Origin of the sequence: Pediococcus ethanolidurans (genome assembly GCF_001437405.1) — a bacterium.
In the GTDB taxonomy this organism is placed as follows: Bacteria; Bacillota; Bacilli; order Lactobacillales; family Lactobacillaceae; genus Pediococcus; species Pediococcus ethanolidurans.
Genome location: NZ_JQBY01000014.1, coordinates 1 through 13,249 on the forward strand (window position 1 = coordinate 1; position 13,249 = coordinate 13,249).

Genomic DNA, 13,249 nt, shown 5'->3' on the forward strand with positions numbered 1-13,249 from the left:
AAATTCGGACATTTTCAAAAATGATTGACAGTAATAGTTTCAATTTTGCTAACATCAACACAATAAAAAAGAAGTTTACACATCAATCGACGCGTAAACTTCCTTCATTAAACTGAGTTTTCACAAATTAGTCAAAGCTAACTTCATTATCAGCTTTGCCATTTTCGATAAAGCTCTTATTATTATTCAAAGAAATTTGAACCATGTTCTTAACAGCCTTAGTTGTATAGAAAGCTGAATGTGGTGTAATCAAAACGTTGTCACGTGCAAAAAGATTGTTAAATACATCATCGTTAATCTTTTCGCCTTTGTGATCAACATCGAAAATACCAACTTCATTTTCATAAGTATCAAGGCCAGCACCAGCAACTTTTCCGTTGTCGAGAGCACGAATCAATGCATCAGTATCGATTAGAGTTCCACGGGCATAGTTAAGAATGTAAACACCATCCTTCATTTTGCTGAAGGCATCATCATTTAACATATGATAATTATCCTTTAATGCAGGTACATGGAGTGTGATAACATCGGCTTGTGCATAAATTTCATCTAAAGTATCAACATAGATTCCTTCTTTTTCCAATTCTGGATTACGGAAGACATCATAACCGATAACCTTAGCACCAAAGCCCTTGAAAATGTCCATTGCAGCACGACCAATACGGCCAGTACCAATGACACCAACAGTTAATTCGTTGAGTTCTTGAGCAATGTCTGGAGCCCAACGGAAGTCGCCCTTAGCCATTTTGTTTTCAAATCTTGGAATACGGCGTAACAAGGACATCAAACCAGTAACAGATAATTCTGCGATTGCGCTTGGTGAGTATGCAGGAACGTTAGAAACCTTAATGTTGTATTTCTTAACAGATTCAACTGGCACATTATCAACACCAACATTACGTAAGGAGAATGCATGGATTCCAAATTCATCCATCTTCTTAAAGATGCCATCAGTATAAGGTTTTTGTTGATAAGCAACAACCCCATCATAACCCTTAGCTAAATCAATATTGTCCTCAGTTAAAAGGTCTGAAACAGCCTTTACTTCAACACTATTGTCTTTAACCCATTCATCCAAATATGGTTTTTCATCATCACGAATACCATAAGCAATAATTTTCATTACAAAAATTCCTCCTTAACAAATGTATCTTTAGTATAGCACATCGTTAAAAATTAAAGTAAATTTACTTTTCAGTGTACCTGAACACCATGAGCATTTAGAAACTCTAATTTATTTTCTCGTAATTGATGTTTAAAATGATATTCTGCGCTCAAAGCTGCATGTTTATTGTCAAAACTTTCTGAATAAATTAATTTAACCGGTCGTCGTTTCTTCACTCGTGTGTATTTAGCTCCCTTGCCAGCATTATGCGTCGCAACACGTGCACGTAAATCGACAGTAAAACCACCATATAGGGTTCCATCAGCACATAAGAGAACATAAAAAAAGTATTGACGTATTTTATTAGTTTCCATATAAAAGCCTCTTCACTTCATCCGAGTATTCTTTACCACTGTATGTGTATAACGGATCCACAAAACGAATACCATCCGGTCGGCCATCTTTTATAGCTTCAATTAACACCATATTAGCTTCACTATGTTGACGCGGATACACTAATCTAATGCGTTTAGGAGCCAATCGATTTTGTTTTAAAGTTTCTAGAATTTCCAAAAAGCGATCCGGACGGTGAACTAAAAACAGTTTGCCATTCATTTTTAGCAACCCTGAAGAAATCGCTAATACTTGGTTTAAATTAGTTTTGATTTCATGCCGAGCAACTGCCAAATAGGCGTTTGGATTTTTTTTACTTTCCACTTGGTTCTTAAAATACGGTGGATTGCAGAGCACGTAATCATAAGTATCTTTTTCAAATTCTTTAAAAGTATCGGCGACATCCAAATTATACATTTTCATTCGCTGTTCGAGATGATTTAATTTGATGCTTCGATTGCCCATATCAGCTAATTTAGATTGTATCTCGATTTGATCAATAAGTCCCTGTGTTTTTTGACTAGCAAACAGGCCAATCGCACCATTACCCGCACATAAATCCATTATTTTGATTTTTGAGGATTTTTTCATTTGTGCAAATGCAGCCAATAAAACAGCATCTAGTGAAAAAGAAAAGACATCTGGGCTTTGGATTATTTTAATATTTTGACTATAAAGTTGATCAATTCTTTCATTCTTTTTTAAAAATTCAGAATCTTTCATTCTATCCCCTTATTCATCACTTGCAACAATTTCAATTTTTGGTCATACTTAAGACATTAATTCAGTATGACAGGAGAAAAGTGCCGTGGTTTATTCATTTTTAAGAATTTTAATACGAGTATTATTATACATTATCAATGGACGTCCTCATTATTTAAATCGAAAAAAGCTTCCTGAAGGATCTTATATTTTGGTAGGCCCACATCGAACCTGGTTTGATCCTATCTATTATGCACTTGCAGCCAGTCCAAAGAAGTTTTCTTTTATGGCCAAAGAAGAACTGTTCAAAAATCCAATTATTCGGTGGATTCTAATTCATTGTTACGCTTTTTCAGTAAACAGAAAAAATCCAGGACCTTCAGCAATCAAAATACCTGTGAATATTCTTCGTGAAGGTAAATTATCGATGATCATTTTTCCATCTGGATCACGTCATACACAACATCTAAAAGGTGGTGCCGTGGTCATTGCCAAGATGGCAAATGTGCCAATTATCCCCACTGTGTATCAAGGTCCCCTAACTTTTAAATCACTTTTTTCTAGAAAACGAACAACGGTTGCGTTTGGTGATCCAATTCAAATAGATCGAAAGCAACGCATGGATGAAGCAGGTCGTAATGCACTTGATGAGCAACTTCAAGGTGCCTTTGACAAATTGGACAAAGAAATTGATCCTAACTTTAAATATGTAGATGTTTCAAAAAAATAGGTGTGGCCAAGAGAATTTAACGTTCTCTGCCTCACCTATTTTTTTGAAATACTTTTAATTACAAGAAAATTATTTATCAAACTGCGTATTTCCCTGCAGCTCGTACATATCATAATACATTCCATGCTTAGCAAGTAACTCATCATGAGTTCCCCGTTCAATAATTCGACCATGTTTCAAAACCAAAATTTGATTTGAATCTTGAATTGTTGATAATCGGTGAGCAATCACTAATGAAGTTCGGCTCTGACTCATTTTCTTTAAACTTCCCTGAATCATGTCCTCGGTTTCCGTATCAATATGGGCTGTAGCTTCATCCAAAATCAAAATTTTGGGATCACTAGCAATCGTGCGCGCAAATGAAATTAATTGACGTTGCCCACCAGAATATTCTGCCCCACGTTCAATCACTTTATTATGATAACCTTTTGGCAGTTCTTCAATAAATTGATCCGCTTGGACAAATTGTGCCGCACGCCGAATGTCATCATCAGTAATATCATCATTATACATACGAATGTTAGAAGCAATATCTCCATAAAATAAAAATGGTTCTTGTAAAACCAAACCAATTTTACGGCGCAATTCCTCTGGTGCATATTCACGAATATCATGACCATCGATCAGAATTTGTCCCGATTGGAATTCATAAAAGCGCATCAATAGATTGATTGTGGAACTTTTACCACTTCCAGTAGATCCAACCAAAGCCACCGTTTCTCCTGGATTAACGGTAAAATCTATGTCGTTTAAAACATCATTTTCGCCATCGTAAGAAAAGGTAACGTGTTTAAATTCAATTTTTCCTTCTGTTATTTTCAAATCAGACTTTACGTTTTGTTTAGGTTGAAAACTTTGATTATCCATGATTCGTAAAATTCGTGTGCTAGCTACCAAACCATCTTGAAAGGTAGAAAGATAATCCATCATGGATGACATTGGATTATAAAAACTATCAATGTAACTAACAAACGCATATATTACACCAGCCGCAACTGGATTTTTGAACGCATCGATACCAAACAGACCCAGTGCAATAACAACTCCTAAAGCATACATTAGATTGATAATTGGATTAAGCAATAAAGAATTCATTCGAATCATCGAAAAACGGGCAAATAAATAATCATTATTTGTTTTTTCAAATTCAGACTCAATTCTTTTCTCTTGACGAAATTGTTGAATGACCCCAATTCCCACTAATGATTCACTAATTTTAGTGTTCAATTGACTTAAGTTTTCCCGCATTCGTCGATAAACAGTTGAACTATATTTTTGATAAAACCAAATAATAAAAACTAAAAATGGTAATAATGCTAATGTTGCCCACGTGATTTTAACATCGGTCGTAAACATCGCAACTAAAGCTGAAGCTATGCCGAAAACACCAACAATTAACGTTAAAAACAGAGTCCAGAAATCTTGTAAACTCATTGTATCGTTTGTTACTCGAGAAACAATTGACCCAGCAGGTGTGGCATCAAAATAGCTCATACCTAGTTTGTGCAATTTTTGGAAAAGTAACACACGAATGCGTTCCAACGTACGTTCAGCACCCATTGCATACAAAAACGTTTGTCCAAATTGGAAAACGGCTTGTAGAATAGCGCCCAGAAAATATAGGCCAGCAAACATAAACATAATTGAAAGAGGTGTCGAACTATGCACTAAATAATGATCCATATAAAATTGAATCAGTCTTGGTAATAAAATATTGATGACACTTACAATTCCTGCAAAAATAATCGCCACAATAAACTGTTTTAAGAAGGGTTTAGTGAAAGGTAGCATTCGTTTGATGGTTTGCATTTGTTCCTTGGTCGTCATTGTATGTGACCAAATTGATTCTTTTTTACTCTGCATTCAAATCACCCTCCTTTTCAATCTTAGTTTCCATTTGTTGACGGTGGAACATATCTTGATACCAACCCTTTTGAGCCATCAATTCTGCATGAGTACCTCTTTGAATAATTTTTCCGTCATCAAGAACCAAAATTTCATTAGCATTCATGACACTGCTCAATCGATGTGCCGCAATGATGGTCGTTTTATCTTTACGTTCTTGTCGTAATTCTTGTAAAATTGCATGTTCTGTTTCACCATCAACCGCCGACAGCGCATCATCAAGAAGGAGCATTTCGGGATTAATAATTAAAGCTCTGGCAATAGCAAGCCGTTGCCGTTGTCCACCCGACAAAGAAACACCTTGTTCACCGACTTCGGTATCAAACTGATTTGGTTGATCTAATATATCTGCATATAAATCGCTCTTTTTTGCCGCTTCAATGACTGCATCATCTGAAGCCTCAAAATTTCCAAACCGAATATTATTCTTAATTGTATCTGAGAATAAAAAACTTTCTTCCGGCACGTACCCTAAGGATGGTAGATAAGAATTTAGAGCATAGTCTTTAATATTAATGCCACCAACCGAAATTGCCCCTTTATAATCGTCAAACTCCCGCAAAATTAGTTTCATGAGGGTTGATTTTCCAGTACCAACTCTACCGACAAGTCCAATCGTATGTCCTGCAGGAAGCGTGAAATGTACGTCTGTTAAACTTCTTTGTTCATCTCCTGGATAGGTAAAACTTTTAATATTAAAATTCAAATCACCTGTGGCACGTTTTTTCAATGCATGTTTATCATCAATGATGCTTGATCTTGCATGTAGTAATAAGTTCACCCGATCATAACTCGCATTTCCACGTTCCATAATGTTAAACAAGTTACCAATTGCAAACATTGGCCAAATTAACATAGTGATATATGAAATGAAGGAAACCAATTGCCCAATATTAATAACATTATGAACTACAAAAGATCCTCCCAAAACAAGTGTAATCATGTATGAAACACCGATCAAAACGGTTGTCATTGGATTAAACAGTGCATCAAGCATATTAACTTTTCGGTTAATTTGAATCGTTTCATCAACTAACCGCTTAAAATCAGCAATATCTTCCTTATCCTGACCGAGCGATTTGATGACCTTAATTCCCATAATACTTTCTTGTGTCTTATTGTTCAGACGAGAAAAAGCTGCCTGTGATTTACGAAACGCAATATGAATTTTTGTACCTAAATAGCCCGCACTGATTGCTAACAATGGAAATGGAATCATCGCTAATAAAGTGAGTCGCCAATCTACAAGGGTCATCATGGCAATAATGGTTGTAATACCGGTAATAATAGAATCCGCAAACGATAATATTCCAGAACCAGCAACCTGTTGGATCGCCTGAAGATCATTTGTCGCATGTGCCATCAAATCGCCGGTTCGGTGTTCTTGATAAAACGTTTGATCCATTTGCATATAATGCGTAAATAAGTGGCTTCTTAACGTCTTTTCAAGTCTTGCCGCGCCGCCAAAAATTCGTGCACGCCAAATATAGCGAAAAAGATACTGTAAGACTCCCACCGAAGCAAGAATTACTAACGATATCGCTAACGAAACCCCAGTTAAGCCCTTGGTACTTATTTCTTGAACTAAATTACCAATAATTTTTGGTGGTACAACATTTAAAATAGCAACAAGCAACAAGAATAGTACGCCAATTAAATAATTCCATTTTTCTATTTTAAAAAACCAAGCTAATTTACGAAAAATTGACACGATTTACCCTCCTACTAATTAACTTCTGTTATCTCCTCCAAATTTTGGCAACAAAAAAAGGACAAAAATAATCTTTGTCCTTTATCACTCATAAAATTGTTTGAAACTACTTTTGATGTTTTGCTTGATTCTGCATAGAGTTCATCATTTGATGTAACTTTTTTTGCGATGGTTTTTGTCCCATTTGCAACATCATAGTCCGCAACATTTCTTCATTGATCGGAGGATTATTTTTAAGATAACTTTCCATATATTTACGAGCAGCAAAAAATCCACCGACTGCTCCAAGTAATAATGCAATAATAACGATTACAATCCAAATTCCAGTTGACAAAGTCCTAACCTCCTAACAAATATGTATACTAATTCATAGTACACAAAATTATTCCAAAATAAAAGAGGTAGTCTCGATTTATTTCTTAATACCTCTTATTTTAACATTAATTTTAAATAAGAAAAGATTAAAGTAAAATTATAAAACAAAAAATAGAGTCTTTAATCATTTCTTAAACCCTTTTTACGTTGTACTTTTTTGACCTTTTCTGGAGTGACTTCCTTGCCACTCTTATCGAAAACACGCATCATCTCAACTTGGCTTTTAAAACCCTCACGAAATCGTTTCAGATATTTCTGGCGTAATTCTTTACGCTCAATGATTTCAAGATCGGTTAAGCCTTCATTTTTTGCTTTATGTGCCAGCTCGTTGATTCGTTGGATTAATTTTTGAAATTCTTTATCTTCTGTCATTTTTTCACTCCCGATTTCTTTATTCATAATATTACACTGTTACACTCATTTTTTCAAAAAATTAAACCGAACATTCGTTTGAATCCACCAAAAAGCTATGTTAAAATGAGAACAAGAAAATGCGAGGTGCCCAATATGTCAAAATCTTCAGAAAGCAAACAAGTCGCTGTACTTCGATACATATATGATAAGGTAAACGAAAAAGGATATCCGCCAACTGTTCGAGAAATTGGCGAAGCAGTCTCTCTTTCATCAACATCCACAGTGCATGGACACATTGAAAGGCTCCAAAAAAAGGGACTCCTACAAAAAGATCCCACAAAACCAAGAGCTTTAGAAATTACCCCTCTTGGCCTTGAGGAACTTGGCGTAAGTGCCACGCCACATAAAATTCCGGTTTTAGGTACTGTGACAGCCGGTGTCCCAATTTTAGCGGTTGAAGAAGCAACCGACTTCTTTCCACTTCCGCCAGAATTTGAACACGAGGATGGCGAACTATTTATGTTGACCATTCGTGGAGAAAGTATGATTCAAGCAGGAATTTTAAATGGCGATCAAGTAATTGTCCGTAAACAAACATCGGCAGATAACGGTGATATTGTCATTGCAATGACTGACGAAAATGAAGCAACTTGTAAAAGATTCTTCAAGGAATCAGATCATATTCGCTTACAACCAGAAAATGATACGATGGCACCTATTATTCTTAAGAATGTTAGCATTCTTGGCCGAGTAGTGGGATTGTATCGCGATCAAATATATTAGATTTAAAATAAAAAGTTCCGCGACTTTTTCATCGCGGAGCTTTTTATTCACGCTATTTTAGTTCTTATCAAAATGGTGAAGTGCTAACCAACGAGCTGTTTGTCGAATATTTTCCTGACCATTTTGAATAGTCCTTTGTGACTCTGGTACTTCGTCATTAATATTTTTGATTAATCTGATATTTTGGGGAAGGTCAACTAAATCTGCAGCCACTTTGCCCGCTAAAATTACAATTTGACAATTTGAATTCCATTTCAAACTAGCTTTTGCGATACCAAAAGGAACCTTGCCACTTCTTGATTGAGTATCAAAAGAACCTTCACCAGTTATTACAAAATCTGCATCTTGGCATAGTTTCTCAAACTGAGCTACTTCTAACATTTTGTTAATCCCTGATACAAGTTTAGCATCAAAAAAGGTTTTTAGACCAAAGCCCAGCCCACCAGCGCTGCCAGTTCCCCAATCATTAGTATAATCAGTACCCAGATCTCGTTTCACAATTCTCGATAAATGAGCCAAATTATTTTCTAATTTTATTATCATATTGGGGGTGGCTCCTTTTTGAGGTCCAAATATTTTGGAAGCACCATTTTCCCCTAACAAGGGATTAGCAACATCGTTAAACACTAAAATCCGTGGTAAAGAACTTAAATTCTGTGGCTTTTCAATTTTCGTTAATTGTGCCAACCCCTGATTACCAGAAGCAATTGGTCTATCTTGATCATTATAAAAGTGATAACCAAGTGCAGTTGCCGCACCAACTCCGCCATCATTAGTAGCACTACCACCAACACCCAGAAAAATTTCTTTAGGTTTATATTTTAAACAAGCTTGAATTAATTGACCAGTACCAAAGGTAGACGTTTTTAACGGATTTAGTTCTTCTGGTTTTAAATGTTCTATACCACTTGCCGAAGCCATGTCGATCACAGCTATTCTTCGCGTTGTGTTAATTCCAAATTGAGCATCTATGGGACGTCCCAACGCATCTTTGACCTGAACTTTATGAATAGTACCGCCTAATTGAGTCATCAGAACAGACATGGTACCCTCACCACCATCCGCCATTGGCAAAGGAATACAATTTAAATGACTGTCTATTGATTTTAAACCATTAATTATTTGATCGGTTGCCTGTTTTGCAGTCATACTATTTTTAAAAGAATCAGGAGCTACAATAATTTTCATCGAAAGGCCTTCATTTAAAATGTTTTTTTATTTTATTAGCACGAATAAACTGAATTGGAAGACAGTTTGTTGCCTCAACAACTGTATTATACTGAATTAATGAGGCTTTGTAACGATCCTGATAATTAATTTGCAGAATTTCAACTACCAATTTTGTTCTTAAGATATTGATAATCTTTCCAATAAACGGAAAATCTAAATCATCACATTTTCGACATTTTATTAACATTCCTACTTTGAATTTAGTCAGCATTTTTATCGCCACCAATTATTAATATATATTCATGATAACAATTAGTTTTGTGTGTAAACAACAAATATGGCTCGTATTCATATTGTAGTTTTGCTTGGTTTGCGTGATAATTAAAGAAAATGATCAGTAAGGGGAATTTATATGTTATTTTTGTTCATTATGGCAATCATTGCACTTATTTTATCCATACTTCGACTAAGTATGGTGATTCAAAACAGCGAACGTTTATTTTCACCAATTCTATTCACCGTGGTTTGTTTGGGATTAATTATCTATAGTGGATTTAATTTACCTTTTTGGCAAAAATCAAAATCTAGTACACAAAACACAACATCCACTTCTATACAAACAAAAGCAAATTCTTCTAAGAGTTTTTCTAGTACTTTTTCCAGTGCCGGTAAAAATGCTTTTCCAGATGAAACAACAAAGCAGAAAAAAGCTGCTCAGTCTGTCAAAGAAAACAACATTTTGAAATCTTTACAAAAAAACTATACAGGAACGGGTACAGTTAGTTTCAACAAATCAGACAAGGCATTCTATGTAAAACCAACCAATAAACAGTTTGTGAGTTCCTTAAAGTCCTTAGTCAAAACACCGTCAAACGCTAAGTCTGCTAATTTTGATCAGATAGCCACTAATTTCAAAAAACTTTCTCTATCTATAAAAAAGAATTTAGGCAGTAATTATTCTGTATCCCTAATGAATCCAAATGATAATTCCAAGCCACTTTTGACCGCTAAAGATGGTACAATTACTTACAACTATTTTAAATAATTAAAAAAGATCAATCTGATAAAAATTGTCAGATTGATTTTTTTAACGACTTCGATACTGTCTTTGTTGATTTTTTTGACCGCTTAAATAGAATTTGGCATCGTCTGCCTGGTAGTCCGTTTCAAAGTCTGTATTAGTCAGTGGCATTTGTGAAGCAAACATCTTTTCGTAGACGGGAATTTCTAATTCTTCTCGTTGTGACAAGATTTTAGTGATTATTGGTATATTTAAAGCATCTTTAAAATTCGGTTGAACAGTCGTCACATAGAACTCGCCTTCTGCTCCAGATCCATAACTAAACAGACCGATTTTTTGACCAGCATTCAAACTTTCACTATTAATCAACAATGACAACAGACTCAAATAAAGCGAACCGGTATAAAGATTTCCCACTTCCCGATTAAACATTCGTGAATACTCAAACTCTCGTAATAATTGATTTGCATGTATTTCACTGGTTTTCGATAAAATAGCTCTTAAGGCTTTTAAACCCATTTTTGTATAGGGAAGATGAAACACAATTGCTTGTAACTCAGAAATCTTTAAATTGGTTTGTTTTTGATATTGCGTAAAGGTTCGTTGAAAAAAATCAATGTACTGTTGTGATGAATACTTACCGTCAACTAGTGCTTGAGTTTCATATAAAGGTCGCCAAAAGTCCATAATGTCTGCCACATAATGAGCCGACCCTTCTTCAATGCTTAAAATTGCAGGATTAGCACTAATAATCACCGCCATGGCACCACCACCTTGAGTGGGCTCTCCCGGAGTATGCAAACCATACCGGGCAATATCTGCACCTATCACTAATACCTGACTATCTGCATGCGCTAATACATGATCTTTTGCCAATTGAACACCAGCGGTCATAGCATAACACGCTTGTTTTAGTTCCACACTTTGAACTGTATTGGGTAATTTCAGTAGGTGTTGAAGATAAATTGCCGCCGACTTAGAATTGTCGATACCAGATTCAGTACCAAACAAAATAAGATCAATTTTTTGACGATTATCATCATCAATAATTTGATCGGCTGCATTAGCCGCCATGGTTACCGCATCCTGCGAGTTTGGAATCACTGCCTGCTTGCGTTGACCAATTCCAATTAGATATTTGTTAGGATCTTCATTTCGTGCACGAGCCAATTTAGCCATGTCTACATACCATTTTGGTGTATAAAATCCAATTCTATCTATTCCAACTTTCACGTTCATTTACCCTCCGCCATTTTTCTGTAAACATAAAACTTTTGTATTTATTTTAACATATAAAAAGATTCCGCTTTGAATCTGATATCAGACATTTAAAAAAGCTTAAATTAGTGATTCACATATATAAAGCGTTTACTTCGACTTTTTTCCTTAAAAAACTTACGAGAAGAAAAAATTTATGCTAGTGTAATCACTTGTCTGATAAAAAAGTAAAGGAGTTTTTAATTATGTCGGAAAGTTCTGCGAATAATACCGCCGCTCCATCAGCGGCAGTCCCCGTCAAACATCCCATGCTTGCCATGATGGGCATGTTGATTGGTGGTTTTGTCGGAATGCTAAGTGAAACCTCACTTAACATTGCCTTACCAAGCCTGATGGTTAAGCTAAACGTTAGTGTTGGTACCGTTCAATGGTTAGTAACTGGTTACATGTTAATCATTGGGATTGTACTACCACTTTCAAGTTTACTTACCAAATGGTTTTCAACACGTCAACTTATCATCTTTGGATTAGTTGATTTTATGGTTGGTGCTATTATTTCAGCTATTGCACCAAGTTTCACTGTTTTACTAATTGGTCGTATGATTCAAGGAATCGCCACTGGTCTGGTGTTACCATTGATGTTTACGGTCGCAACCTTAATTTTTCCACCCTATAAGTTAGGTACGGCAATGGGATTAATTGGTTTAGTAATTATGTTTGCCCCAGCAATTGGCCCGACTTTATCAGGGATAATTTTAGGAGTCCTTTCCTGGCGCTGGATTTTTTGGTTGTTTGTGCCATTTTTGTTGATTGGTACTTTTTTTGCCATCAAATATCTACCAAACGTCAATAAGCTCACCAAACCAAGAATTGACGTTTTTTCAATCTTATTATCAACAATCGGTTTTGGTGGTTTGGTCACGGCAGTCAGCATGGCAAGTAATTATGGTTGGGGTTCAGCCACCGTGTTGATTACCTTAGTTGTTTCACTGCTAGTACTTGTTGCTTATATCTATCGACAATTACACTCTAATGCACCAATTTTAAACTTTCATGTTTTTGAACGTCCCAACTTCAGAATTGGTGCCATTCTGGTTATGTTAGATTTTGGCATTATTCTTTCTTCAATGTACTTATTACCAATGTTTTGGCAAAACGGTCTCGCTATTGCTGTTGCATTAACTGGGGTTGTTATGTTACCTGGCGGTGTTGTGAATGCAATATTCTCAGCAATTTCAGGACGAATTTATGACCGTTTTGGTGCCCGTTTGTTAGCATTACTGGGCTTTTTAATTGTGATTATCGGTGTCGTCATGTTACTATTTACGACTTCCCATTCAGCCGTTTGGTACGTTATTTTGGCCCATATTGTAATCATGATTGGCGCCCCATTAGCCATGTCACCAACGCAAACGTTTGGTTTAAATGCTTTGGACGCGCATACTGCTGGCGATGGAAGTACAATTATGAATACCTTTCAACAAATTATTGGTGCAATTTCGACTGCAGTTGCCACAAGTTTGCTTGGTCTTGGACAACATGCCTCTTCAGCACCTTTAAATTCACAAAACGCCTTTACAAATGGCGTTCATTTCGGTTTGTTTTTCCCATTGATACTGGCTATCGTTGCATTTTTACTTTCGTTCACTATTAATGATAAAACCGAAACTAAATAGAAAAATGCGTTTATTCACAAAAAACTATAAAGTGCCTCACAATCATTAGACTATTTATCTAACAATTATGAGGCACTTTATTTTGAATAAATGTTTTTATTAATTT

At 35.6% G+C, this 13,249-nt stretch carries 14 protein-coding genes; 4 read left to right on the forward strand and 10 right to left on the reverse strand.

Annotated elements, in window-relative coordinates:
• Window positions 1-127: 127 nt before the first annotated feature.
• The 3 genes from IV87_RS06880 to IV87_RS06890 all read right to left on the reverse strand — a co-directional run bounded on the left by IV87_RS06880 (window position 128) and on the right by IV87_RS06890 (window position 2,221).
• On the reverse strand, window positions 128-1,123 hold the full coding sequence (locus tag IV87_RS06880; RefSeq protein WP_057806758.1) for a D-2-hydroxyacid dehydrogenase: 996 nt from the start codon (window positions 1,121-1,123) through the stop codon (window positions 128-130).
• Between the two features lie 71 nt (window positions 1,124-1,194).
• Window positions 1,195-1,479 carry a GIY-YIG nuclease family protein gene (locus IV87_RS06885; RefSeq protein WP_057806761.1) on the reverse strand — a complete coding sequence of 95 codons (285 nt, stop codon included), beginning with the start codon at window positions 1,477-1,479 and terminating at the stop codon, window positions 1,195-1,197.
• Window positions 1,469-2,221 (reverse strand): tRNA1(Val) (adenine(37)-N6)-methyltransferase, encoded by a 753-nt coding sequence (locus tag IV87_RS06890; RefSeq protein ID WP_057806762.1) that lies wholly within the window; start codon window positions 2,219-2,221, stop codon window positions 1,469-1,471. The genes IV87_RS06885 and IV87_RS06890 overlap by 11 nt, the downstream gene beginning before the upstream one ends.
• Window positions 2,222-2,306: 85 nt before the next feature.
• On the opposite strand from IV87_RS06890, the gene IV87_RS06895 reads away from it, so the two are divergent.
• A complete protein-coding gene (locus IV87_RS06895) occupies window positions 2,307-2,930 on the forward strand; it encodes a lysophospholipid acyltransferase family protein (RefSeq protein WP_057806765.1) in 624 nt (207 codons plus the stop codon).
• 69 nt (window positions 2,931-2,999) lie between these two features.
• Here the strand turns inward: IV87_RS06895 and IV87_RS06900 are convergent, their stop codons facing one another.
• The 4 genes from IV87_RS06900 to IV87_RS06915 all read right to left on the reverse strand — a co-directional run bounded on the left by IV87_RS06900 (window position 3,000) and on the right by IV87_RS06915 (window position 7,293).
• Window positions 3,000-4,793: an ABC transporter ATP-binding protein gene (locus tag IV87_RS06900; RefSeq protein ID WP_057806767.1), complete on the reverse strand. Its 1,794-nt coding sequence runs from the start codon at window positions 4,791-4,793 to the stop codon at window positions 3,000-3,002.
• Window positions 4,783-6,546: an ABC transporter ATP-binding protein gene (locus IV87_RS06905; RefSeq protein WP_057806770.1), complete on the reverse strand. Its 1,764-nt coding sequence runs from the start codon at window positions 6,544-6,546 to the stop codon at window positions 4,783-4,785. Before IV87_RS06905 ends, IV87_RS06900 begins: the two co-directional genes overlap by 11 nt.
• Window positions 6,547-6,652: 106 nt before the next feature.
• Window positions 6,653-6,880 carry a YneF family protein gene (locus IV87_RS06910; protein WP_057782644.1) on the reverse strand — a complete coding sequence of 76 codons (228 nt, stop codon included), beginning with the start codon at window positions 6,878-6,880 and terminating at the stop codon, window positions 6,653-6,655.
• A gap of 161 nt (window positions 6,881-7,041) precedes the next feature.
• Window positions 7,042-7,293, reverse strand: a complete 252-nt coding sequence (locus IV87_RS06915) for a DUF896 domain-containing protein (RefSeq protein ID WP_177159944.1) — start codon at window positions 7,291-7,293, stop codon at window positions 7,042-7,044.
• A gap of 135 nt (window positions 7,294-7,428) precedes the next feature.
• On the opposite strand from IV87_RS06915, the gene lexA reads away from it, so the two are divergent.
• On the forward strand, window positions 7,429-8,058 hold the full coding sequence (gene lexA / locus IV87_RS06920) for a transcriptional repressor LexA (protein ID WP_057806773.1): 630 nt from the start codon (window positions 7,429-7,431) through the stop codon (window positions 8,056-8,058).
• Window positions 8,059-8,115: 57 nt separating this feature from the next.
• On the opposite strand, the gene IV87_RS06925 is transcribed toward lexA, so the two are convergent.
• Together IV87_RS06925 and IV87_RS06930 are read right to left on the reverse strand one after the other, a co-directional pair.
• A complete protein-coding gene (locus IV87_RS06925; RefSeq protein WP_057806775.1) occupies window positions 8,116-9,246 on the reverse strand; it encodes a glycerate kinase in 1,131 nt (376 codons plus the stop codon).
• A gap of 10 nt (window positions 9,247-9,256) precedes the next feature.
• Complete coding sequence (locus IV87_RS06930; protein ID WP_057806777.1) at window positions 9,257-9,499, reverse strand: hypothetical protein; 243 nt, start codon at window positions 9,497-9,499, stop codon at window positions 9,257-9,259.
• 141 nt (window positions 9,500-9,640) lie between these two features.
• Here IV87_RS06930 and IV87_RS06935 point away from each other — a divergent pair, with 141 nt between their 5' ends.
• Window positions 9,641-10,273, forward strand: coding sequence for a hypothetical protein (locus tag IV87_RS06935; RefSeq protein ID WP_057806779.1), 633 nt, complete (start codon window positions 9,641-9,643; stop codon window positions 10,271-10,273).
• A 42-nt stretch (window positions 10,274-10,315) separates the two neighbouring features.
• On the opposite strand, the gene IV87_RS06940 is transcribed toward IV87_RS06935, so the two are convergent.
• Window positions 10,316-11,482 carry a hydroxymethylglutaryl-CoA synthase gene (locus IV87_RS06940; protein WP_057806859.1) on the reverse strand — a complete coding sequence of 389 codons (1,167 nt, stop codon included), beginning with the start codon at window positions 11,480-11,482 and terminating at the stop codon, window positions 10,316-10,318.
• A gap of 230 nt (window positions 11,483-11,712) precedes the next feature.
• Between IV87_RS06940 and IV87_RS06945 the strand changes: the two genes are divergently transcribed.
• A complete protein-coding gene (locus IV87_RS06945) occupies window positions 11,713-13,143 on the forward strand; it encodes a DHA2 family efflux MFS transporter permease subunit (protein WP_057806781.1) in 1,431 nt (476 codons plus the stop codon).
• The last annotated feature ends 106 nt before the right edge of the window (window positions 13,144-13,249 follow it).